Source organism: Micromonospora echinaurantiaca (assembly GCF_900090235.1).
Lineage (GTDB): Bacteria > Actinomycetota > Actinomycetes > Mycobacteriales > Micromonosporaceae > Micromonospora > Micromonospora echinaurantiaca.
This window is the reverse complement of record NZ_LT607750.1, coordinates 4,687,898-4,710,100: the sequence shown is the minus strand read 5'-3', so window position 1 is coordinate 4,710,100 and position 22,203 is coordinate 4,687,898. Positions and strand designations below refer to the sequence as shown.

20 protein-coding genes are annotated in these 22,203 nt (G+C 73.0%); 12 read left to right on the top strand and 8 right to left on the bottom strand.

What is annotated here, in order from left to right; translation table 11 throughout:
* Positions 1–5: 5 nt before the first annotated feature.
* The 3 genes from GA0070609_RS21105 to rny all read left to right on the top strand — a co-directional run bounded on the left by GA0070609_RS21105 (position 6) and on the right by rny (position 3,886).
* A complete protein-coding gene (locus tag GA0070609_RS21105; protein WP_088995379.1) occupies positions 6–704 on the top strand; it encodes a regulatory protein RecX in 699 nt (232 codons plus the stop codon).
* A gap of 94 nt (positions 705–798) precedes the next feature.
* Entirely contained in the window at positions 799–1,515 is a 717-nt protein-coding gene (locus tag GA0070609_RS21100) for a 3-keto-5-aminohexanoate cleavage protein (RefSeq protein WP_088995378.1), read from the top strand.
* A gap of 604 nt (positions 1,516–2,119) precedes the next feature.
* Positions 2,120–3,886, top strand: a complete 1,767-nt coding sequence (gene rny, locus GA0070609_RS21095) for a ribonuclease Y (RefSeq protein ID WP_088995377.1) — start codon at positions 2,120–2,122, stop codon at positions 3,884–3,886.
* Between the two features lie 61 nt (positions 3,887–3,947).
* Here rny and GA0070609_RS21090 read toward each other — a convergent pair whose 3' ends face one another.
* The 4 genes from GA0070609_RS21090 to GA0070609_RS21075 are packed head-to-tail and all read right to left on the bottom strand — an operon-like array spanning position 3,948 to position 7,348.
* Complete coding sequence (locus tag GA0070609_RS21090; protein WP_088995376.1) at positions 3,948–4,910, bottom strand: amino acid ABC transporter permease; 963 nt, start codon at positions 4,908–4,910, stop codon at positions 3,948–3,950.
* The gene (locus GA0070609_RS21085; RefSeq protein WP_088995375.1) at positions 4,907–5,614 is read right to left on the bottom strand and encodes an amino acid ABC transporter permease; all 708 of its coding nucleotides are present in this window, start codon (positions 5,612–5,614) and stop codon (positions 4,907–4,909) included. The genes GA0070609_RS21090 and GA0070609_RS21085 overlap by 4 nt, the downstream gene beginning before the upstream one ends.
* Positions 5,615–5,656: 42 nt before the next feature.
* A complete protein-coding gene (locus tag GA0070609_RS21080) occupies positions 5,657–6,535 on the bottom strand; it encodes a glutamate ABC transporter substrate-binding protein (protein WP_088995374.1) in 879 nt (292 codons plus the stop codon).
* A gap of 57 nt (positions 6,536–6,592) precedes the next feature.
* Positions 6,593–7,348, bottom strand: a complete 756-nt coding sequence (locus GA0070609_RS21075; protein WP_088995373.1) for an amino acid ABC transporter ATP-binding protein — start codon at positions 7,346–7,348, stop codon at positions 6,593–6,595.
* Between the two features lie 193 nt (positions 7,349–7,541).
* On the opposite strand from GA0070609_RS21075, the gene selD reads away from it, so the two are divergent.
* Positions 7,542–8,531 carry a selenide, water dikinase SelD gene (selD, locus tag GA0070609_RS21070; RefSeq protein WP_088995372.1) on the top strand — a complete coding sequence of 330 codons (990 nt, stop codon included), beginning with the start codon at positions 7,542–7,544 and terminating at the stop codon, positions 8,529–8,531.
* 220 nt (positions 8,532–8,751) lie between these two features.
* Positions 8,752–9,231 carry a hypothetical protein gene (locus GA0070609_RS21065; protein WP_088995371.1) on the top strand — a complete coding sequence of 160 codons (480 nt, stop codon included), beginning with the start codon at positions 8,752–8,754 and terminating at the stop codon, positions 9,229–9,231.
* A 43-nt stretch (positions 9,232–9,274) separates the two neighbouring features.
* Here GA0070609_RS21065 and GA0070609_RS21060 read toward each other — a convergent pair whose 3' ends face one another.
* Positions 9,275–9,505: a DUF2277 family protein gene (locus GA0070609_RS21060; RefSeq protein WP_088995370.1), complete on the bottom strand. Its 231-nt coding sequence runs from the start codon at positions 9,503–9,505 to the stop codon at positions 9,275–9,277.
* A gap of 52 nt (positions 9,506–9,557) precedes the next feature.
* Between GA0070609_RS21060 and miaB the strand changes: the two genes are divergently transcribed.
* Entirely contained in the window at positions 9,558–11,057 is a 1,500-nt protein-coding gene (gene miaB / locus GA0070609_RS21055) for a tRNA (N6-isopentenyl adenosine(37)-C2)-methylthiotransferase MiaB (RefSeq protein WP_088995369.1), read from the top strand.
* A gap of 203 nt (positions 11,058–11,260) precedes the next feature.
* On the opposite strand, the gene GA0070609_RS21050 is transcribed toward miaB, so the two are convergent.
* Positions 11,261–12,469, bottom strand: a complete 1,209-nt coding sequence (locus GA0070609_RS21050) for a DUF349 domain-containing protein (RefSeq protein WP_088995368.1) — start codon at positions 12,467–12,469, stop codon at positions 11,261–11,263.
* A gap of 201 nt (positions 12,470–12,670) precedes the next feature.
* Between GA0070609_RS21050 and GA0070609_RS21045 the strand changes: the two genes are divergently transcribed.
* The 3 genes from GA0070609_RS21045 (at position 12,671) to dapF (ending at position 15,255) form a co-directional block, all read left to right on the top strand.
* Positions 12,671–13,387, top strand: a complete 717-nt coding sequence (locus tag GA0070609_RS21045; protein WP_088995367.1) for a class III extradiol ring-cleavage dioxygenase family protein — start codon at positions 12,671–12,673, stop codon at positions 13,385–13,387.
* A 61-nt stretch (positions 13,388–13,448) separates the two neighbouring features.
* Positions 13,449–14,396 carry a tRNA (adenosine(37)-N6)-dimethylallyltransferase MiaA gene (gene miaA, locus GA0070609_RS21040; RefSeq protein ID WP_088995366.1) on the top strand — a complete coding sequence of 316 codons (948 nt, stop codon included), beginning with the start codon at positions 13,449–13,451 and terminating at the stop codon, positions 14,394–14,396.
* 7 nt (positions 14,397–14,403) lie between these two features.
* Entirely contained in the window at positions 14,404–15,255 is an 852-nt protein-coding gene (dapF, locus tag GA0070609_RS21035; protein ID WP_088995365.1) for a diaminopimelate epimerase, read from the top strand.
* Positions 15,256–15,445: 190 nt separating this feature from the next.
* Here the strand turns inward: dapF and GA0070609_RS21030 are convergent, their stop codons facing one another.
* The gene (locus GA0070609_RS21030; protein ID WP_088995364.1) at positions 15,446–16,912 is read right to left on the bottom strand and encodes an NAD-dependent malic enzyme; all 1,467 of its coding nucleotides are present in this window, start codon (positions 16,910–16,912) and stop codon (positions 15,446–15,448) included.
* 176 nt (positions 16,913–17,088) lie between these two features.
* Here GA0070609_RS21030 and hflX point away from each other — a divergent pair, with 176 nt between their 5' ends.
* Together hflX and GA0070609_RS21020 are read left to right on the top strand one after the other, a co-directional pair.
* Positions 17,089–18,540 (top strand): GTPase HflX, encoded by a 1,452-nt coding sequence (gene hflX, locus GA0070609_RS21025; RefSeq protein WP_088995363.1) that lies wholly within the window; start codon positions 17,089–17,091, stop codon positions 18,538–18,540.
* Positions 18,541–18,590: 50 nt separating this feature from the next.
* Complete coding sequence (locus tag GA0070609_RS21020; RefSeq protein WP_157748263.1) at positions 18,591–20,243, top strand: hypothetical protein; 1,653 nt, start codon at positions 18,591–18,593, stop codon at positions 20,241–20,243.
* 83 nt (positions 20,244–20,326) lie between these two features.
* On the opposite strand, the gene lexA is transcribed toward GA0070609_RS21020, so the two are convergent.
* Complete coding sequence (gene lexA / locus GA0070609_RS21015; RefSeq protein WP_088995361.1) at positions 20,327–21,112, bottom strand: transcriptional repressor LexA; 786 nt, start codon at positions 21,110–21,112, stop codon at positions 20,327–20,329.
* 568 nt (positions 21,113–21,680) lie between these two features.
* Between lexA and nrdR the strand changes: the two genes are divergently transcribed.
* On the top strand, positions 21,681–22,175 hold the full coding sequence (nrdR, locus tag GA0070609_RS21010; protein ID WP_088995360.1) for a transcriptional regulator NrdR: 495 nt from the start codon (positions 21,681–21,683) through the stop codon (positions 22,173–22,175).
* Positions 22,176–22,203: the final 28 nt, after the last annotated feature.

Sequence of the window (22,203 nt, the reverse complement as noted above, 5' to 3'; positions counted from 1 at the left end):
GACTCGTGGCAGGACGACGCGCCCGTACGGGGCGGGGTTGGGACGCCAGCCCACCCCGTACGGGTGACGCCAGTACGCCCCCGCGACCTCGCCGCGGCCGCCGTGGCCGGTCCGAGGAGGCCGACGCCGAGGCGCCCGCCGCCCCACCGCGCGACGAGGCGGAGGTGGCCCGGGAGATCTGCCTGCGCCAGCTCGCCGTCCGGCCCCGCACCCGGGCCGAGCTGGCCGCGGCACTCGCCAAGCGGGGCATCTCCGACGAGGTCTCGGCCGAGGTGCTCGACCGCTACGACGAGGTCGGCATCATCGACGACGCCGCCTTCGCCCGGGCCTGGGTGAGCAGCCGGCACGCCGGCCGGGGACTGGCCCGCCGGGCCCTGGCCAACGAGCTGCGCCAGCGCGGGGTCGACGGCGACGTGGCCCGCGAGGCGCTCGGCGAGCTGGACGAGACCACCGAGGCCGAGACGGCGCGCGCCCTGGTCGAGCGGAAGCTACGGGTCACCCGCGGCGAGCCCGACGCGGTGTTCCGCCGGCTGGTCGGCATGCTGGCCCGCAAGGGCTACCCGCCCGGCGTGGCCATCCGGGCGGTGAAGGACGCCCTCGCCGCGCAGAGCGCCGAGGCGGCCGAGTTCGCCGAGCAGATCGACGCCGACGCCCTCGCCGACGCCGAGGGCGAACTGGACCGCGACAGCCGGGCGGCCGAGTGACCGGGCGGGTGATGTCCCTCCGGCCGGGCGAACGGCCGAGCGGGCCACTCCCGGTGGCCGGCCGGCGGGGGACGACGCCGGGGCGGGCCGGCCGGTGCTGAAGGCGTGTCTCAACGGCGGGCGGGGCCGTGCCGAGCACCCGGCGGTTCCGCTCACCCCGGCCGAGCTGGCCGCCGACGCCGCCCGCTGCGCCGACCTCGGCGTGGCGGCGGTGCACGTCCACCCGCGCGACGCCGCCGGCGCCGAGTCGTTGCGTCCCGACGTCGTCGCGGCGGCGCTCACCGCGATCCGGGCCGCCCGGCCCGGGCTGCCGGTGGGGGTGAGCACCGGCGCCTGGATCGAGCCGGATCCGGCCGCCCGGGTGGCCGCCGTCCGCGCCTGGCGGACCCTGCCCGACTTCGCGTCGGTCAACGCCCACGAGCACGGCGCGGAGGCGGTCGCCGCCGCGCTGCACGAGCGGGGCGTGCTGGTGGAGGCCGGGCTCTGGACGGTCGGGGCGGTGGCGGCCTACCGGGCCTGGCGGGTGCCGGCCGGGCGGCTGCTGATCGAGTGCATGGCCGAGGAGCCGCCGGTGGCGCTCGCGGACGCGGCCGCGATGCTCGCCGCGCTGCCGCGCGCCGCGGGGCCGATCGAACCGTCGGTGCTGCTGCACGCCGAAGGGCCGGCCACCTGGCCGGTGCTCGCCGAGGCGGTCCGCCGGGGACTGCACACCCGGGTCGGCCTGGAGGACACGCTCCAGCTACCGGACGGCACGCCCGCCCCGGACAACCCGGCACTCGTCAGCGCCGCGCTGGCCGCCGGCGCCCGCTGAGCCGGGCGGACGCCAGATCGGCGAGGTGGCGGCATCGGGCGGGCCAGGACATCGCCACACCCGCGACCCGGAGTCGATCAACCTGGTGCGCGGCACGGCGGCCCGGTCGGCCTGGGCTGAGCAGCGATGACATCCCTCCGACACCGGCTCGACCGGTGGCGTTTGTCCGCTGGTGTCCGGCGTTTCATCAGCGGTAAGTGACGCCACAACTTCGCTCCGTTCGGGGGGTTTGATCATGAGTTCTTGACCAGACCGGCCCTCGCGACCTAGCCTCGCCATACAGGCTCACATTGCCCGACCAGCGCAGGCTAAGCGCACAACATAGATCGCGTAACAGAACAGCATCACTTTGGCCAGCATCATCGGCCATACCACCGCAGCTCCGGACAGGCCGGTCCGGAGCTGAGGCGACAACTGCACCCGGCCGCCGGCGATGCTTCGGGCACCGCCGGCGGAGAGAGCTACCCACGGCCAGTCGCTCCGGTCGGGCGTCCAGAGCCGCAGGAGTGTGCCTTCCGGCACGGTCTCTGCGGCGCCGACGTTCAGGGGAGGCGGCCATGGCGGGGCGGCACAGGTTCACCGGTGGTCCCCACGAGGTCCCGGCATGAGTGGATTCGATGTCGTGCTCCTCGTGGTGGTGCTGATCCTGACCGTGGTGGTGGTCGGGGCGGTGCTGCTGGGGGTCCGGACGCTGCGCCGCTTCCAGGCCGCGCCGGCCCCCGAGGATCCGGCCTTCATCGCCGAGAAGGACCGGCAGGAGCAGTCCCTGGCGGCGTTGCGCAGCGCGGCCGACGAGGCGAACAGCACCATCGACGTGGCGAAGTCCGCCGCCGCGGCGGCGCGGGCCGAGGCGGCCGCCGCGAAGGCGGAGGCGAAGGCGGCCCGGGCGGAGGCCCGCCGGGTGCTCGACGACGCCCGCGCCGAGGCGGACACCGTGCTGGAGCGGGCGCACAAGCAGGCCGAGGCGGACGCCGAGCAGCTGCGGGCGGCGGCCCGGCGCAGCGGTGAGCGTGAGGTGGCGGTGCTCGCCGCCACCACCCGCGAGCAGGCGGCCGAGGTGGAGCGGCGGGCGGCCCGGATGGACGAGCGGGAACGCCTGCACACCGAGGAGGTCGAGCGGCTCGCCGAGCGGGAGCGGCAGTTGACGGCTGCGACGGCGGCGCTGGCCGCCCGGGAGGCCGCGCTGGCTCGCCGGGAGGCGGAGCTGGTCGAGGCCGAGGAGCAGCGACGGCGCGAGTTGGAACGGGTGGCCGGGCTCACCGCGGACGCCGCCCGGGCCGAGCTGATCGAGGCCATCGAGTCGCAGGCCAAGCGGGAGGCGGCGCTGCTGGTCCGGGACATCGAGGCGGACGCGCGCAGCACGGCCGAGCAGCGGGCCCGGCACATCGTGGTCGACGCCATCCAACGGGTGGCCAGCGAGCAGACCGCGGAGAGCGTGGTCAGCGTCCTGCACCTGCCCGGTGACGAGATGAAGGGGCGGATCATCGGCCGCGAGGGCCGCAACATCCGGGCCTTCGAGTCGGTCACCGGGGTCAACCTGATCATCGACGACACCCCCGAGGCGGTGCTGCTCTCCTGCTTCGACCCGGTGCGCCGGGAGGTCGGCCGGTTGACCCTGGAGAAGCTGGTGCTGGACGGGCGGATCCACCCGCACCGGATCGAGGAGGTCTACGAGCTGGCCCGACACGAGGTGGAGGAGCTCTGCCAGCGGGCCGCCGAGGACGCCCTGGTCGAGGTCGGCATCACCGAGATCCACCCGGAGCTGGTCACCCTGCTCGGCCGGTTGCGCTACCGCACGTCGTACGGGCAGAACGTGCTCAAGCACCTGGTGGAGACCGCGCACATCGCCGGGGTGATGGCCGCCGAGCTGCGCCTGGACGTGCCCACCATCAAGCGCAGCGCGTTCCTGCACGACATCGGCAAGGCGCTCACCCACGAGGTGGAGGGCAGCCACGCGATCATCGGCGCGGACCTGGCCCGCAAGTACGGCGAGAGCGAGGACGTGGTGCACGCCATCGAGGCGCACCACAACGAGGTGCCCCCGCAGACCATCGAGGCGGTGCTCACCCAGGCGTCCGACGCCTGCTCCGGCGGCCGGCCGGGCGCGCGCCGGGAGAGCCTGGAGGCGTACGTCAAGCGGCTGGAGCGGATCGAGGAGATCGCGGCCGGCAAGCTCGGCGTGGAGAAGGTCTTCGCCATGCAGGCGGGCCGGGAGATCCGGGTGATGGTCAAGCCGGACGACGTGGACGACATCGGCGCCGCCGTGCTGGCCCGGGACGTGGCGAAGCAGATCGAGGAGGAGCTGACCTACCCCGGTCAGATCCGGGTCACCGTGGTCCGGGAGTCCCGGGTCACCGAGATCGCCCGCTGACCCCGTAGCACGCGACAAGGGCCGGCCCGGGAATCCGGGCCGGCCCTTGTCGGTTCCGACGTCAGGTGGTGGTGCCGGCGACCGCCTCGGTCTCCAGCTCGGTGCCCGCCGCGCCGGTGCGGGTGCCGGCGCTCCTGCGGCCCCGGGCGAGCCGGTGCTGGACGTACTGGGCCAGCTTGGAGAGCGAGTAGTTGACCACGATGAAGATCAGGCCGATCACGATGTAGACCTGGATCGGGTTGTCCAGCGCGCCGATGATCTGCTTGCCGATGTTCAAGGTCTCCTCGTAGCTGATGATGAAGCCGAGCGAGGTGTCCTTGAGCACCACCACGAGCTGGCTGATCAGCGCCGGCAGCATGATCCGGAAGGCCTGCGGCAGCAGGATCATCCGGGTGGTCTGCCACGGGGCGAGACCGATCGCCGCGGCCGCCTCGGCCTGCCCGCCGGGCAGACCCTCCATGCCGGAGCGGAGGATCTCGGCGATGACCACCGAGTTGTAGATGGTCAGACCGATGACCAGGTACCACAGCGTGTCGAAGGTGACCCCGAACTCCGGGAAGCCGCGGGCCACGAAGAAGATCGTGATGACCACCGGCAGGCCGCGGAAGACCTCGACGCAGACCCGGGTGACCGCGGAGAGCAGCACGCTCAGCCCGCGCAGCAGGTACGACAACGGCGTGGCCAGCCCGGTGAAGCGGCGCCGGGCCAGGCTCTTGAGCTGGATCCGCAGCATCGCCAGCAGCGTGCCGACGATCAGCGAGGAGACGATGGCCAGCGCCGCGGCGATCAGCGTGTTCTTGAAGCCGATGCCGATCCGCTCCCAGACCAGCGAGAAGTTCTCGTTGCCGGGGTCCAGCAGCGGGCCCCACAGCTCCATCGAGAACTGGCCCTTCTCGTCCAGCGGACGGTAGACCAGGAAGTACGCGCCGACGAGCAGCAGCACGGTGGCGACGAGGCTGCTGACCAGGGTGATCCGGCGCTGCCGCGGGCCGGGTACGTCGTAGAGGACGGTCTGCTGGCTCATCGGGCCACCGCCTGCCGCTTCTCGATCCGGTCGAGGAGAGCGCCGAGGGGGACGGTCATGATCAGGTATCCGATCGAGATGCCGATGGCGACCGGCACGAAGGCGAAGCCCTCGGCCGAGGTGAGCTGGTCGGCGGTCTGGGAGAGGTCGCCGACCACGCCGAAGAAGCCGACCAGCGCCGAGTTCTTGATCATCGCGATGATCACCGAACCGAGCGGCACCACGGAGGCCTTCCAGGACTGCGGCAGCACCACGTACCGCAGGTTCTGGCCGAAGGTCAGCCCCAGCGACCGGGCGGCCTCGGCCTGCCCGGCCGGCACCGCGTTGACCCCCGAGCGCAGCGCCTCGCAGACGAACGCGGCGGTGTAGAGCACCAGCGCGATCAGCGCGAAGCGGAAGTACGGCAGGTCGGTGCCGAGCCGGGTGAAGATGGCGTCCAGCCCGGGGATGCGGAGGAAGTCCGCGTTGGAGCCGAGCGCCGGCAGGCCGAAGGCGGCGAAGAACATCACCACGGTCAGTGGCATGTTCCGGAAGACGTTCACGTAGCCGGTGCCGACCGCCCGCAGCGGCGGGACCGGCGAGATCCGGAGTACCGCCACGACGGCGCCCAGGATCAGGGCGCCGATCGCGGCGAGTACGCAGATCTGGAGGGTGAGCCAGAAACCACCCGCGAAGACGTCGAACTTGTCGATGAGCACACTCACGGGCCGGTTTTCCTTCCCACCCTCCAGATCGACGGAATCAGATCAGTAGCGGTTGACGGTCGGGGCGCTGCCGAGCTCCGCGCCGAACTTGCCGGCGGTGTCGTCCCAGGCCTTCTTCCAGCTGCCGTCGGCGAACGCCTTCTCCAGCGTGTCGTTGATGAAGTTGCGGAACTCGGTGTCCTCCTTCTTCACCCCGATGCCGTACGGCTCCTTGGTGAAGTTGTCACCGGCCAGCTTGAACGACGCCTCGTCCTTGGCGATGTAGCCGAGCAGGATCACGTTGTCCGTGGTCACCGCGTCCACCTGGCCGCCCTTGAGGGCGTCCTTGCACTTGTCGTACGTGTCGAAGAGCACCAGCTGGGTGGCGACGTCCTTGACGTACTTCTTGATCTCCTCGGCCGGGGTGGAGCCGGTGACCGAGCAGACCTTCTTGGTGCCGTCCTTGAAGGAGTCCGGCCCGGTGATGGTGGTGTCGTCCTTCTTCACCAGGATGTTCTGGCCGGCCTCGTAGTACGGCCCGGCGAAGGCGACGCGCTCCTTGCGCTTGTCGTTGATCGTGTAGGTCGCCGCGACCAGGTCGACGGTGCCGTTGACGATCACGTCCTCGCGGACCTTCGAGGGGGCCTCCACCCACTCGATCTTGTCCTCGGGGATGCCCAGCTCCTTGACGATGATCTTCGCGACCTCGACGTCGAAGCCCTCCGGCTTGCCCGACAGACCCTTGAGGCCGAAGCCGGGCTGGTCGAACTTGGTGCCGATCTTGATGGACTGGGCCTTGTTCAGCCGCTCCATCGTGGTGCCGGCGGCGAACGACTTGCTGCCGGCGCCGGTGCCCTCGCCGCCGTCGTCGCCACCGCAGGCGGCCATGCCGAGCGCCAGGGTGGCGGCCGCGGCGAGCGCCGCTACGCGCTTCATACGCATACTCTTCTCCTTCTTCGACGAAGCCGCCGGGGGACGGCGCGCTCCAGGTACGGACGCCTAGTGCGTGAGGATCTTGGAGAGGAAGTCCTTGGCCCGCTCGCTGCGCGGGTTGCCGAAGAACTCGGCCGGGGGAGCGTCCTCGACCAGTTGGCCGTCGGCCATGAAGATGACCCGGTTGGCGGCGTGCCGGGCGAAGCCCATCTCGTGGGTGACGACGACCATGGTCATGCCGTCGCGGGCCAGCGAGGTCATCACCTCCAGCACCTCACCGACCATCTCCGGGTCGAGCGCGCTGGTGGGCTCGTCGAAGAGCATCGCCTTGGGCTGCATGGCCAGCGCGCGGGCGATCGCCGCCCGCTGCTGCTGACCACCGGAGAGCTGGGCCGGGAACTTGTCGGCCTGGTTGGCGATGCCGACCCGGTCGAGCAGGGCGAGGGCACGCTCGCGGGCCGCCGCGGGCTTCTCCTTGCGCACCTTGACCGGACCGAGGGTGACGTTCTCCAGGATGGTCTTGTGCGCGAAGAGGTTGAACGACTGGAAGACCATGCCGACCTCGCTGCGCAGCTTCGCCAGCGCCTTGCCCTCGGCCGGCAGCGGCTGCCCGTCGAAGGTGATGGTGCCGGAGTTGATCGGCTCCAGCCGGTTGATCGTGCGGCAGAGCGTCGACTTGCCGGAGCCGGACGGGCCGATCACCACGACCACCTCGCCCTTGCCGACCGAGAGTGAGACGTCGTCCAGCACGTGCAGCGGCCCGAACCACTTGTTGACCGAGTCCAGCACGATGAGCGGTTCGCCCGTCGTCACGTCGTCCACCGTCCCTGTCGTCGCCCCAGCGGGGTCGGATGACCCCCGGTTGGGCAACTGTAGGCGGGGGGATGTGGCGGAATGCAACTCAGTTGGTCACGGAGCGGTAACACCATTCGTGATCACGGCGCGAAGTCCGAATTCGACCACCGTCCTGGTGCGCCTCGTGGCGACCTGGGCGGGTCGAGGAGATCATGTGTGGATGACCGAACCGGTACGGCTGACCCGGTACGCCCGTGGCGGCGGTTGTGCCTGCAAGATCCCGCCCGGCGAACTGGAGGCGATGGTCGCCGGCCTCGGCCCGGCCGCCGGCACGGCCGAGCTGCTCGTCGGCCTGGACCACGGCGACGACGCCGCGGTGGTCCGGCTGGACGAGCGCACCGGCCTGGTGAGCACCGCCGACTTCTTCACCCCGGTGGTCGACGACGCGTACGACTGGGGCCGGATCGCCGCGACCAACGCCCTCTCCGACGTGTACGCGATGGGCGGCACCCCGCTGGTGGCGCTGAACCTGCTCTGCTGGCCGCGCGACGTGCTGCCGCTGGAGCTGGCCCGGGAGGTGCTGCGTGGCGGCCGGGACGTGGCCCGCGACGCCGGCTGCCACCTCGCCGGCGGGCACAGCGTGGACGACGACGGCCCCAAGTACGGGCTGGCCGTCACCGGGGTGGTCCGGCCGGACGAGCTGATCACCCTGGACGCCGGCCAGGTCGGGCTGCCGCTGTCGCTGACCAAGCCGCTCGGCGTCGGGGTGCTCAACACCCGGCACAAGCACACCGGGGAGCGCTTTCCGGAGGCGGTGGCGGCGATGACCACGCTGAACCGGGACGCGGCCCGGGCGGCGGTGGCCGCCGGCGTGCGCTGCGGCACCGACGTGACCGGCTTCGGGCTGCTCGGCCACGCCGCCAAGCTGGCCCGGGCGAGCGGGCTCACGGTCGCCCTGGACGCGGCCCGGGTGCCCTACCTGCCCGGCGCCCGGGAGGCGGTCCGGGACGGGTACGTCAGCGGCGGCAGTCGGCGCAACCTGGACTGGGTGACCCCGTGGACGGACTTCGGCCGGGTCGGCGAGGACGACCGGCTGCTGCTGGCCGACGCGCAGACCTCCGGCGGGCTGCTGGTGGCCGGCGAACTCCCGGGCGCCACCGTGGTCGGCGAACTGCGTCCGCGGGGCGAGCATCTGCTGGTCGTCGGGTGAGCGGCACGGGTCGGAAACGCGACGCGGGGTGGCGCCGGGCGGGGCACCATACCCGATAAACTGTCATCTTCCGGCTACTCGGAGCAACGCGGCTCGGGTAAATTTTGCCCGGAATGGTCACAGACCGGTAACTTGCCCCCGGCTGAGGTCAAATGCACCCCACCATCGTCAGTAAGGCCCGATCCGGAGGCCGGTGGGACGAGCACAGCGAGGAGGCGGCATGACCGAGCTGTGGAACTGGAGAATCGACCGGGCGGCGCCGGTGCAGGTCTACCCGGCACTGGCCGAGGCGCTCGGCCGGGTGGTGATGCCCCTGGCGGTGGCCGACCCGACCCGTCTGCCGACGTACGCGGTGATCTGCGACGTCTGGGAGGCGCCGGGCGAGTTCGGCACGATCGTGGACTGCTACGGGGTTCCGGACCGGCTTCCCGAGCACGCCAGCATCGCCGCCCTGGCGCGGCTGCTGGACCGCAACTGCCTGCTGCGCGACGACACCCTCGACGCCAGCCGGCACCTGCTCGTCGCGCCGGACGGCACGATCCGGCCGGTGCACTTCACCGTCCGGGAGACCGACGACGGCGAGGTCCTCGGCGACCAGCGGCTCTGCACCGAGGCCAACGCCGGCTGTCGGGGCTGGTCCCAGTGCCACCGCTCGCGGTGGGCGCCCGACTCGGTGCTGCCCGCGCTCGCCGCGGCCTGACCGCCCGCCGCTCCACCGGCGGGCGGCCGATCGCGCGCCCGGGTCAGCGGGTCGGGCCGGTGGACCGCCCGCCCCGGACCTCCAACTGCTCCAGCAGGGTCCGGGTGGCCGCCGCCACGGCGGTCACCGCCGCGTCGAAGGCGGCCGCGTTGTGCGCGGCCGGCTTGCGGAACCCGGAGATCTTCCGGACGTACTGCAACGCCGCGGCGTCGACGTCGGCCGGGGTCACCTCGGCGACGTACGGCTCACGCAGGGTCTTGATGCTCCGGCACACGGCTCCTCCTCGTTCGGTTCGGTCTTCCCGGCCCGGATACGCTGTCCGGGTCATGACTACCGCAGCGGCGAGCAGCCCGCGCACCTACCAGGTGCGCACGTACGGCTGCCAAATGAACGTGCACGACTCCGAGCGCATTTCCGGGCTGCTGGAGCAGGCGGGCTACGTGCGCGCCGCCGAGGCCGACGAGCACCCGGACGTGGTGGTCTTCAACACCTGCGCGGTGCGGGAGAACGCCGACAACCGGCTCTACGGCAACCTCGGTCATCTGCGCCCCGTGAAGGACAAGCACCCCGGCATGCAGATCGCCGTCGGCGGCTGCCTGGCCCAGAAGGACCGCGGCGACATCGTCCGCAAGGCGCCCTGGGTGGACGTGGTCTTCGGCACGCACAACATCGGCTCGCTGCCGGTGCTGCTGGAGCGGGCCCGGCACAACACCGCCGCCGAGGTGGAGATCCTCGAATCCCTCGACGTCTTCCCGTCCACGCTGCCCACCCGCCGCGAGTCGACGTACGCCGGCTGGGTGTCGATCTCGGTGGGCTGCAACAACACCTGCACGTTCTGCATCGTGCCCGCCCTGCGCGGCAAGGAGAAGGACCGCCGCCCCGGCGACATCCTCTCCGAGGTCCGGGCGCTGGTCGACGAGGGCGTGCTGGAGGTGACCCTGCTCGGGCAGAACGTCAACTCCTACGGCGTCGAGTTCGGTGACCGGCTCGCCTTCGGCAAGCTGCTGCGCGCCTGCGGTGACATCGAGGGGCTGGAGCGGGTCCGGTTCACCAGCCCGCACCCGAAGGACTTCACCGACGACGTGATCGCCGCGATGGCCGAGACGCCGAACGTCTGCCACTCGCTGCACATGCCGTTGCAGTCCGGCTCGGACGACGTGCTGAAGGCGATGCGCCGGTCGTACCGGGCCGAGCGCTACCTCGGCATCATCTCCAAGGTGCGGGCGGCGATGCCGGACGCGGCGATCACCACCGACATCATCGTCGGCTTCCCCGGCGAGACCGACGCCGACTTCGAGCGCACCCTCGACGTGGTGCGCGAGGCCCGGTTCTCCTCCGCGTTCACCTTCCAGTACTCCAAGCGCCCCGGCACCCCGGCCGCGACGATGGACGGCCAGCTGCCCAAACAGGTCGTCCAGGAGCGGTACGAGCGGCTGATCGCCTGTGTCGAGGAGATCACCTGGGCGGAGAACCGGAAGCTCGTCGGGGAGACCGTCGAGGTGCTGGTCGCCGTCGGCGAGGGGCGCAAGGACGAGCGCACCGGGCGGATGTCCGGCCGGGCGCGGGACGGCCGCCTCGTGCACTTCGACGCCGGGTCGTACGCCGGGCAGATCCGCCCCGGCGACATCGTGCACACCACCGTGACGTACGCCGCCCCGCACCACCTCAACGCCGACGGCGAGCCGCTGGCGCACCGGCGTACCCGCGCCGGTGACGCGGCCGAGGCGGGGCGCTCCCCGCGTACGCCCGGGGTGCTGCTGGGGCTGCCCACGATCGGCGCGCCGGCCGCGGCGCCCGCGCCGACCACGGGCTGCGCCGCGCACTGACCCTCGCCCGGTCGCAAGATCGCGCTGCAACCTGGATCGATTGCCCTCGACCGCACGTCGAGGCCACTCGATCCCTGTTGTAGCGCGATCCTGGCCCGGCGCCGGCGGGACGGCCCGCAGGTAGTCGTCGGGCGCCCGGTGGGTCCCGGATGCGCCGGAGCGCCGGTCCCGTGCGGGACCGGCGCTCCGGTGGCCGTTCGGATTCAGCCGGACTGCTCGGCGAGCTGGAGGAACTGCCGCTTCGAGGCCAGCGCCTGCTCAGCCTCGCGGATCCGCTTGGCGTCGCCGGCGGCCTGGGCGCGGGCCAGCCGCTCCTCCGCCTCGGCGACCTGCGCCCGCATCTGCGCGAGCAGCGGGTTGTCCTCCTTGGTGGTCCGCCGCCAGGCCGAGTCCATCACCTCGCGGACCTTCTCGTCGACCGCGCGCAGCCGGCGCTCCAGCCCGGCGGCCGCCTCCCGGGGCACCCGGCCGGCCTCGTGCCACTGCGCCTGGATCTCCCGCAGCTTGGCCTGGGCACCCTTGGGGTCGCCGTCGACGTCCAGGGCCTCGGCCTCGGCGAGCAGGGCCTGCTTGCGCTCCAGGTTGGCCCGCTGCTCGTTGTCCCGCGCCGAGAAGACCTCGCTGCGCCGGGTGAAGAACTCGTCCTGCGCCGCCCGGAACCGTTCCCAGAGCCGCTGCTCGGCCTCCTTCGAGGCGCGCGGCGCGGCCTTCCACTGGTTCATCAGGTCCTTGAGCTGGTTGGCGGTGGCCGCCCAGTCGGTGGAGTCCTTCAGCTTCTCGGCCTCGGTGACCAGCTCCTCCTTGACCGACTGCGCCTGCTTGCGCTGCGCGTCGAGGGAAGCGAAGTGGGCGCCGCGCCGGCGGGTGAAGCCGTCCCGGGCCGCGGCGAACCGCTTCCACAGCTCACCGTCGGTCTTCTTGTCGACCCCGCGGATGGTCTTCCACTCGTCGAGGATCTCCTTGAGCCGGTCCCCGGCGGTCTTCCAGCCGGTCGACTCGGCGGCGATCTTCTCGGCCTCCTCGACCAGGGCCGTCTTGCGGGCCAGCGCCTCGCCACGGGCGGCGTCCCGGGCGGCCCGGGCCTCGCCGGCCTTCTCCTCGGCGACGGTGGCGAGCTTGTCGAGCCGCGCGGCGAGCGCGTCGATGTCGCCGACCACGTGCGCCTCGGCCAGCGAGGCACGCAGCCGGCGGATCGTCGTCAGCGAGTGGCCCGCGTCCGCCGCACCCGAGTTGAGCCGGGCCTCGGTCAGGTCCACCTCCGTCACCAGGTCGGCGAAGCGCCGGGCGAAGTGCGCCAGCCCCTCCTCCGGTGCTCCCGCCTGCCAGGAACCGACCACCCGCTCACCCTCGGCGGTCTTGACGTACACGGTGCCGTCCGCGTCCACCCGTCCGAAGGCAGTCCAGTCGCTCATGTGCCCATCCTCGTTCTCCCGGCGTCGGGGAGCAGTCCCGCGATCGCCGCCACGGCGCAGCAAAGTTTCTCCCGGCATTGTCACAGGTCCGCCCCCGTCCACGTCGAGCGCCTATCGCCGACCGTGACCATACGGTGTCCTAGCCGTCGAATGACCGGATCGGCGCGGGGACGCACCGGGACGTCCCGCTAACGTGGACCCGTGCCACTGGTCGCCGCCGCCGTCTGCCCGCATCCGCCCCTGCTCGTGCCCGAGGTGGCGGGCGCCGCCGCCGGCGAGCTGGCCGACCTCCGGGCCGCCTGCGACGCCGCCGTCGCCCGGCTGCTGGCCACCGAGCCGGACTGCGTCGTGGTGCTGGGCTCCGGCCCCGGGACGGGCTGGATCGTCCCGCCCGCGGTCGGCACGTTCCGCCCGTTCGGCGTGGACCTCACCGTGCCGCTGGTCCCCGCGCTGCCCGACGGGCCGGCGACGCTGCCGTCGAGCGTGACCGTCGGCGCGTGGCTGCTCGGCCGCCACCGGGTCGGCGCGCGGGTGGTCGCCGCCCAGGTGGCGTCGGACGCGACCGCCGACGAGGTGGCCGAGCTCGCCCGGCAGGTCGACGGGTACCGCCCCCGGGTGGCGCTGCTGGTGATGGGGGACGGCTCCGCCAGCCGGGGGGAGAAGTCGCCCGGCTACCACGACCCGCGCGCCGAGCCGTACGACGAGGGGGTCGCCCGGGCGCTGGCCGACGCGGACGCCGCGGCCCTGCTCGGCCTGGACCCGGAGTTGTCGGCGGAGCTGAAGGTCGCCGGGCGCGCCCCCTGGCAGGTGCTCGCCGGCGCGGCCCGCGCGGCCGGCGGCGCCTGGCGTGGCGAGCTGCGCTACCACGCCGCGCCCTACGGCGTTACCTACTTCGTGGCCGGCTGGGAGCCGGCGTGAGCGGGCGGAACGTCCGCGCGGCGGTGCCGCGCGGACGCGCGCGGCGAAGCGGCGGGCCGGCGTGAGCGGGCCGGTCGAGGCCGGTGGCAGCCGCCCGCCGGCCGGCACGGTGGTGGCCGTGGTCGGGCCGACCGCGGCCGGCAAGTCGGCGCTGAGCATCGCCCTCGCGCACGCCCTGGACGGCGAGGTGGTCAACGCCGACTCGATGCAGCTCTACCGGGGCATGGACATCGGCACCGCCAAACTCACCCCCGCCGAACGCGCGGGGGTGCCGCACCACCTGCTGGACATCTGGGAGGTCACCGAGCCGGCCAGCGTCGCCGAGTACCAGCGGCTGGCCCGGACGGCGCTGGACGACATCCTGGCCCGGGGCCGGGTGCCGCTGCTGGTCGGCGGCTCCGGGCTGTACGTGCGGGCGGTGCTGGAACGGTTCGAGTTCCCCGGCACCGACCCGGCGGTCCGCGAACGGCTGGAGCGGGAGTTGGCCGAGGCCGGCCCGGCGCCGCTGTACGCGCGGCTGCGCGCGGCCGACCCGGCCGCCGCGGCGGGCATCCTGCCCGGCAACGGCCGGCGGATCGTCCGGGCGCTGGAGGTGATCGAGCTCACCGGGGCGCCGTTCACCGCCGCGCTGCCCGAGCCGACGCCGTACTACCCGTCGGTGCAGGTCGGGGTCGACCTGGACACCGCGCTGCTGGACGAGCGGATCGCCCTTCGGGTGGACCGGATGTGGGCGGACGGCCTGGTCGCCGAGACCCGCGAGCTGGTCGGCCGGGGCCTGCCCGAGGGGCGTACGGCCAGCCGGGCGCTCGGCTACCAGCAGGTGCTGCGGTTCCTGGCCGGCGAGCTGACCGAGACCGAGGCGCACGACGAGACGATCCGGGCGACCCGGCGATTCGTCCGCCGGCAGCGCTCCTGGTTCCGCCGCGACCCGCGGATCCACTGGCTGGACGCGGCCGCGCCGGACCTGGTTGCCGAGGCCCTGCGGCTGCTCCCCGCCGCTGCGCGATGATGGGGGCGTGGAGTTCACCAAGGGGCACGGCACCGGCAACGACTTCGTGATCCTGCCCGACCCGGACGGGCGGCTGGAGTTGACGCCGGGGATGGTCGCCGCGCTCTGCGACCGCCGGCGCGGGCTCGGCGCGGACGGCGTGCTGCGGGTGGTCCGGTCGGCGGCGCACCCCGAGGCGGCCGGGCAGGCCGGGGACGCCGAGTGGTTCATGGACTACTGGAACGCCGACGGCTCGTACGCCGAGATGTGCGGCAACGGCGCCCGGGTGTTCGTCCGTTTCCTGATCGCCGCCGGTCTGGCCGACCCGGCGGACGGGACGCTGCCGGTGGCCACCCGGGCCGGCGTCGTGCGGGCGCGGGTGAGCGGCGACAGCATCGCCGTCGAGATGCGCCGTCCCCGGCTGTCCGACCCGTCGACCGCCTCGCTGGGCGGGCTGACCCTGCCCGGCACCGCGGTGGACGTGGGCAACCCGCACCTGGTCTGCACGCTGCCGACCGGGCTGGACCTGGCCGGGCTCGACCTCACCCGGGCGCCCGAGGTCGACCCGGCCGCCTTCCCCGGCGGCGTGAACGTCGAGTTCACCACCCTCGGCGACCAAGTCGAGGGCACCGACGGGCACGTGCTGATGCGGGTGTACGAGCGGGGCTCCGCGGAGACGCTCTCCTGCGGCACCGGCGCCTGCGCGGTGGCCGCGGTGGCCCTGCGCGACGCCGGCCGGGACACCGGCGTGGTGGCGGTGGACGTCCCCGGCGGCCGGCTCTCGGTCACCGTCACCGCGGACTCGTGCTGGCTCGCCGGCCCGGCCGTGCTGGTCGCCACCGGCGAGATCGCCCCCACCGCCCTGACCATGCCCGCCTGACGGGCGGCCGGGCGGCCGCCGCCCGCACTGGCGGGCGGTCCGGGCCTGCTGCTGCGCCGGCGGCCCGCCATATCGGCGCTGCGAGCTGGGTGCATCTGTTGCTGCTCTGGCGACAACAGATGCACCCAGACTCGAAAGGCCGCCGTCCTGTCACGCCGAGGTGGCGCGAGGAGGCGAGGGCAGGGGCGGGTCAGGGGGTGGCGGAAGCCTCGGCGGCGATCTCGGGGAGGTCGGCCGGACCGGGGTCGGCGGCCGGGGCCGGCGGCGGGTTCTGCGCGGCGGCCCGGACGGCCGCGGCCACCGCCGGCGCGACCCGCGAGTCGAAGACGCTCGGCACGATCACCGTCGGGTTGATCTTGTCCTCGCCGACCACGTCGGCGATCGCCTGGGCTGCGGCGATCGCCATCTCCTCGGTGAACTCCTCGGCGTGCGCGTCGAGCATGCCCCGGAAGACACCGGGGAAGGCGAGCACGTTGTTGATCTGGTTCGGCTGGTCGGAGCGGCCGGTGGCGACCACCGCGGCGTGCTTGCGCGCCTCCCGCGGGTCGACCTCCGGGTCGGGGTTGGCCAGCGCGAAGACGATCGCGTCCTTGGCCATTCCGGCGATGTCCTCACCGGTGAGCAGGTTGGGCGCGCTCACCCCGATGAAGACGTCCGCACCCCGGATCGCGCCGGGCAGGTCGCCGGCGTAGTTCTCCTTGTTGGTGTGCTCGGCCAGCCACTGCCAGGCCGGGTTCAGGTCGGCCTGGCCGCGGTGCAGGGCGCCCTGCCGGTCGTACGCGATGATGTCGCCCACGCCCTGGCGCAGCAGCAGCTTCATGATCGCGGTGCCCGCCGCGCCGGCGCCGGAGACCACCACCCGGACGTCCGCGAGCTGCTTGCCCACCACCCGCAGCGCGTTGGTCAGCGCGGCCAGCACGCAGATCGCGGTGCCGTGCTGGTCGTCGTGGAAGACCGGGATGTCCAGCGCCTCGCGCAGCCGGGCCTCGATCTCGAAGCAGCGCGGCGCGGCGATGTCCTCCAGGTTGATCCCGCCGTACGCCGGCGCGATGGCCTTGACGATCGACACGATCTCGTCGGTGTCCTGGGTGTCGAGCACCACCGGCCAGGCGTCCACCCCGCCGAAGCGCTTGAACAGCGCCGCCTTGCCCTCCATCACCGGCAGCGACGCGGCCGGGCCGAGGTTGCCCAGGCCCAGCACCGCCGAGCCGTCGCTGACCACGGCTACGGTGTTCCGCTTGATGGTCAGCCGGCGGGCGTCGGCCGGGTTCTCCGCGATCGCCTGGCAGACCCGGGCCACCCCCGGGGTGTACGCCCGGGACAGCTCGTCGCGGGTGCGCAGCGCGACCTTCGAGCTCACCTCGATCTTGCCGCCCAGGTGCAGCAGGAAGGTGCGGTCGGACACCTTCCGCACGTCCACCCCGTCCAGCCCGGTCAGCGCCTCCACCACCTGGTCGGCGTGGCCGGCGTCGGCGGTGTCACAGGTCAGGTCGACGATCACGTGGGTGGGGTCGGAGTCGACGACGTCCAGCGCGGTGACGATCGCCCCGGCCTCTCCGACGGAGGTGGTCAGCCGGCCGATCGACGAGGCGTCGGCGGGTACGGCGATCCGGATGGTGATCGAGAACCCCGCACTCGGAAGTCGGGTGATGGCCACGGGTTTCCCTCCGTCAGCACTGAACGGGTGTCGCCCCGCATTTCTACTCGCTCGCGCAGGTCGGCCGGCATCCGACCCCGCTACCGGCCGGTACGGAGCGGGCATATAGCAGGTGCGTCCGGCGTTGCAACATGTCAGGATTGCTCGGTACCTGACAGAACGGACAGGAGATCAGCTTGCGAGACCAGGAGACCTACGTTCCCCTCGACGACGATGAGCTCGACGCCACCACCGGTGAGTTCGAGCTGTCGGAGCGGCAGGCGCTGCGGCGGGTCCCCGGCCTCTCCACCGAGCTGACCGACGTCACCGAGGTCGAGTACCGCCAGCTCCGGCTGGAGCGGGTCGTCCTGGTGGGCGTCTGGACCGAGGGCACCCAGATCGACGCCGAGAACTCCCTCACCGAGTTGGCCGCGCTGGCCGAGACCGCCGGCTCGCAGGTGCTGGAGGGGCTGATCCAGCGGCGCAACCGGCCCGACCCGGCCACCTACATCGGCCGGGGCAAGGTCGACGACCTCGGCTCGGTGGTCCTCGCCAGCGGCGCCGACACGGTGATCTGCGACGGTGAGCTGTCCCCGTCCCAGCTGCGCAACCTGGAGCAGCGCACCAAGGTCAAGGTGGTCGACCGGACGGCGCTGATCCTCGACATCTTCGCCCAGCACGCCAAGAGCAAGGAAGGTAAGGCTCAGGTCGAGCTGGCCCAGCTGGAGTACCTGCTGCCCCGGCTGCGCGGTTGGGGCGAGACGCTGTCCCGGCAGACCGGTGGTAGCGGTCGCGGCGGCGGCGCCGGCGGCGGCGTGGGCCTGCGTGGTCCCGGTGAGACCAAGCTGGAGACCGACCGGCGCCGGATCCGGCACCGGATCGCCCGGCTTCGCCGGGAGATCAAGGGCATGCGGACGGTACGGCAGACCAAGCGCGCCCGCCGGGCCCGCAACTCGGTCCCCGCGGTGGCCATCGCCGGCTACACCAACGCCGGCAAGTCGAGCCTGCTGAACCGGCTGACCGGGGCGGGCGTGCTGGTGGAGAACGCGCTCTTCGCCACCCTCGACCCGACCACCCGCCGGGCCACCACGACCGACGGGCGGCTCTACACCCTCTCCGACACGGTGGGCTTCGTCCGGCACCTGCCGCACCAGATCGTCGAGGCGTTCCGCTCGACGCTGGAGGAGGTCGCCGACGCCGACCTGGTGGTGCACGTCGTCGACGGCACCCACCCGGATCCGGAGGAGCAGGTCCGGGCGGTCCGCGAGGTGCTCGCCGAGGTGGGCGCCGACCGGCTGCCGGAGTTGCTGGTGGTGAACAAGACCGACGCGGCCGACGAGGAGACGCTGCTGCGGTTGAAGCGGCTCTGGCCGGAGGCGACCTTCGTCTCGGCGCACAGCGGGCGCGGCATCGACGGGCTGCGCGAGGCGATCGAGGCGCGGCTGCCCCGCCCCGCGGTGGAGGTCCAGGCGGTGCTCCCGTACGACCGGGGTGACCTGGTCGCCCGGGTCCACCGGCAGGGCGAGGTGCTCAGCACTGCCCACCTGCCGGAGGGCACGTTGCTGCACGTACGGGTGGGCGAGGGCCTCGCCGCCGAGTTGGCGCCGTTCCGGGCGGAGGAGGGACAGGCGGTCGCCGGGGCCCGGTGAGGCGTCCCGGCGTCACCCGCCCGAAACGCGGGGCATGCGACACTGGCCCCATGCGCCGCGCTGTCTCGTCGATCATGGTTGCCCTCGGCCTGCTCGGGGTGACCGTGGCGTCCGGCGGAGCCGCCCTGGCGGCGCCCGCCGGCGCCGCGCTCCCGTCCGCGCTCGCCTCCGGCAAGAAGCGGTGCACGGTGGGCGACGAGCGGCTGCGCGAGTTGTCCGGCCTGGTGGCCACCACGAGCGGCTTCATCGTGATCAACGACGGCACCGACGTCGAGAGCCGCAAGCGGGTGTTCTTCCTCGACAGCAAGTGCGAGGTCACCAAGAACGTCAGCTACTCCGGCGGCGGCCCGTTCGACACCGAGGACCTGGCGGTCTCGCCGGACGGCAAGACGCTTTGGATCGCCGACACCGGTGACAACGTCACCAGCAAGAACCGGCGGGACCGGGTCGCGGTGTGGAGCATGCCGATCAGCGGCAGCAAGAAGCCGCAGCTGCACCGGCTGTCGTACCCGGAGGGCAAGCACCACGACGCCGAGGCGCTGCTGATCAACTCCGACGGCAGCCCGTTGATCATTACGAAGGTGACCAGCGGCAAGGCGAAGGTGTTCACCCCGGACGGGAAGCTCAAGACCGGCGACACCGACCCGGTACCGATGAAGCAGGTCGGCGAGATCGACCTGCCGAAGACCTCCACGGAGAATCCGTTCAACACCTTCGGCCGGGTCGCGATCACCGGTGCCGCCAGGTCGCCGGACGGCACCCGGGTGGTGCTGCGCACGTACGCCGACGCCTTCGAGTACGACGTGACGAACGGCGACGTACTGGCCGCGGTGACCACCGGCAAACCCAAGGTCACCGCGCTCGCCGATCCGTTCGGCGAGGCGATCGCCTACACCCCGGACGGCAAGTCCTTCCTCACCGTCTCCGATGGCGGGCAGATGGAGGAGGACGAGCCGATCGACATCCTCAGCTACACCCCCTCCACCGAGGGCGCGAAGCCGGTGGCCGGCGAGGAGGACGCACAGCAGAAGAAGGCCTCGCTGTCCTGGTTCGACTCGCTGTCGCTGCAGGACATCACCTACCTCATCGCGGCGGTCGGGGTGATCGGCGCACTGCTGGTCGGCGCCGGCATCGTCGGCATCCTGCGGGCCCGCAAGCGCGGCGCCGGGTCGTCCGGTGACGACGCGGACGGCCGCGACCTCGACGACGACCTCCGGGACAACCGGCGGGGCCGGCCGGACGACAACTTCCCCGAGCCCGGCGCCGCCAGGGGTGGCGTCTACGGGGGAGCGCCCGGCGGTGGCGTCTACGGCGGAGGTGGTGCCCGTGGTGGCGCGCCGGCCGGTGGCGGCGTCTACGGCGGTGGCCGCCCGGCGGGCGGCGGCGCCGGTGGTCGCCCGGCGGGCGGCGGTGCCGGTGGCGGTGGCGGTGGCGTCTACGGTGGCGGCCGCCCGGCCGACGGTGGCGTCTACGGGGGCGGTCGCCCCAACGGCCGGCCCGCCGGCGGTGGCGGCGTCTACGGCGGCCAGCCCGGTGGCGGCGGGTACGGCGGTGGTGGCCGGGCGGAGCCGCCGCGTCGGGGCGGCCCGGACCAGGACCCTCGGGGGCAGCGGCCGGGGCGTCGCCGCGACGGTGGCTACGACGACGGGCGCGGCTCGTACGGGCAGGTGCCCGGCCGGGGCTACCGGGGCGACCGGTACTGACCGTCCGGCGGTGGCCGGCTGACCGGACGTTCGGGGCGGGCCGGTCCGGGTGACCGCCGACCGGCGGCCACCCGGGGATTGCGTCAGATGCGGCGCAGCACCGCGACGACCCGGCCCATGATGGTGGCGTCGTCGCCCGGGATCGGGTCGAACGCCGGGTTCTGCGGCATCAGCCAGACGTGGCCGTCGCGCCGGCGGTAGGTCTTCACGGTCGCCTCGCCGTCGAGCATGGCGGCGACGATGTCGCCGGCCTCGGCGGTCGGCTGCTGCCGGACCACCACCCAGTCGCCGTCGCAGATCGCCGCGTCGAGCATCGAGTCGCCCTTGACCTGGAGCATGAAGACCTCGCCCTCACCCACCAGCTCGCGGGGGAGCGGGAAGACGTCCTCCACCGCCTGCTCGGCCAGGATCGGGCCACCGGCGGCGATCCGGCCCAGCATCGGCACGTAGGCCGGGGCGGGGCGCTGCGAGCGGGCCAGCTCGTCGTCGACCACGTCGCTCGGGGCGCGGACGTCCACCGCCCGCGGCCGGTTCGGGTCGCGGCGCAGGAAGCCCTTCTTCTCCAGCTCCTTCAGCTGGTAGGCGACGCTGGACGGGGAGACCAGGCCGACCGCCTCACCGATCTCGCGCACGCTCGGCGGGTAGCCGTGCCGGTCCACCCAGGTGCGGATGAACTCCAGGATCCGCCGCTGCCGGGCGGTCAGGTCGACCGTCGCCGGGTCGGGGAATGCGCTGACCACCGGGGTGACCGGGCGCACGGCGGGCTGCCCGGCCCGGCCGCGCGCGGCGGCCCGGCGTCGGGTGGCCGGCGGGCCCGCCTCGGTGATCTGCTGCGGGCTCTTGGGCCGGCTGGCCCGGTCCTCGGTCACGTCCGTCCTCCCTGGTCGGCGCTGGGTGCCTCGGCGGCTCGTGGTGCGTGCGGCGGGGCTGTGCTGGCCGGTACGGCGGGTGCCGCGACCGGTTGTTCCTGACCGTATAGGTGAGATCGGTCATTTTCAAACATCTGTACGACCTCGGCTCGGCGTGTCGGGCTGGAAAAGCCGGTCGCTCGTACGCCCGTTCTGGTAATGGTACGTCGGGTCGAACGGGTGTTCGATCCTGGCGGATCGTCGACGGGTGCCGTCCGGCCGGGCGGTAACCCCCGGCGGTGCCGTTCGGTTGGTCCTCGGGCGGTACCGGGAAGGGGGGTTCGGCGGGGTTTGCCGGTGACGCGCCGGACACGCCGCCCAACTTGACCTCCGATCGTCGGCGGCATACGGTCGACCCCTAGATGTAGTAGTCACACGGGCGTAAGTCGCCTACAGGTTGGGTTCGACTACCGACCGCACTCCCGTACCGCCGGCACGGCGACGGTCATCGGAGGATGACCCCGCCGAGGTCCGGCGTGCCCGGAGGTGCGTGGGATCGGGCCCGTGGATCGACGAAGGAGGTCAGGCGATGCGGTGTCCGTACTGCCGGCACGCCGACTCCCGGGTGGTCGACTCGCGGGAGGCCGACGACGGCCAGTTGATCCGCCGGCGGCGGTCCTGCCCGGAGTGCGGCAAGCGGTTCACCACGGTCGAGGAGGCGGTCCTCGCGGTGGTCAAGCGCAGCGGGGTGACCGAGCCGTTCAGCCGCACGAAGATCATCGGCGGGGTGCGCAAGGCGTGCCAGGGCCGGCCGGTGGACGACGACTCGATCGCGCTGCTCGCGCAGCGGGTCGAGGAGACCGTCCGGGCCAAGGGGGCCGCCGAGATCCCCAGCCACGAGGTGGGGCTGGCCATCCTGGGCCCGTTGCGGGACCTGGACGAGGTGGCCTACCTGCGGTTCGCCAGCGTCTACCGGTCGTTCGACTCGCTCGCCGACTTCGAGCGGGAGATCGAGACGCTGCGGGCGCGCGTCCGGGAGGGCGCCGAGGCCGACGCGGCCGAGGCCGCCGGCCGGGCCGGTTGAGTTTTTCCAGATTTCTGACAGATGGGAC

Excerpts from the sequence above, each read along its gene's own strand:
- rny (WP_088995377.1), top strand. The coding sequence starts at position 2,120 with ATGAGTGGATTCGATGTCGTGCTCCTCGTGGTGGTGCTGATCCTGACC.
- GA0070609_RS21090 (WP_088995376.1), bottom strand. The coding sequence starts at position 4,910 with ATGAGCCAGCAGACCGTCCTCTACGACGTACCCGGCCCGCGGCAGCGC.
- GA0070609_RS21080 (WP_088995374.1), bottom strand. The coding sequence starts at position 6,535 with ATGCGTATGAAGCGCGTAGCGGCGCTCGCCGCGGCCGCCACCCTGGCG.
- selD (WP_088995372.1), top strand. The coding sequence starts at position 7,542 with ATGACCGAACCGGTACGGCTGACCCGGTACGCCCGTGGCGGCGGTTGT.
- GA0070609_RS21065 (WP_088995371.1), top strand. The coding sequence starts at position 8,752 with ATGACCGAGCTGTGGAACTGGAGAATCGACCGGGCGGCGCCGGTGCAG.
- miaB (WP_088995369.1), top strand. The coding sequence starts at position 9,558 with ATGACTACCGCAGCGGCGAGCAGCCCGCGCACCTACCAGGTGCGCACG.
- GA0070609_RS21050 (WP_088995368.1), bottom strand. The coding sequence starts at position 12,469 with ATGAGCGACTGGACTGCCTTCGGACGGGTGGACGCGGACGGCACCGTG.
- GA0070609_RS21020 (WP_157748263.1), top strand. The coding sequence starts at position 18,591 with ATGCGCCGCGCTGTCTCGTCGATCATGGTTGCCCTCGGCCTGCTCGGG.
- nrdR (WP_088995360.1), top strand. The coding sequence starts at position 21,681 with ATGCGGTGTCCGTACTGCCGGCACGCCGACTCCCGGGTGGTCGACTCG.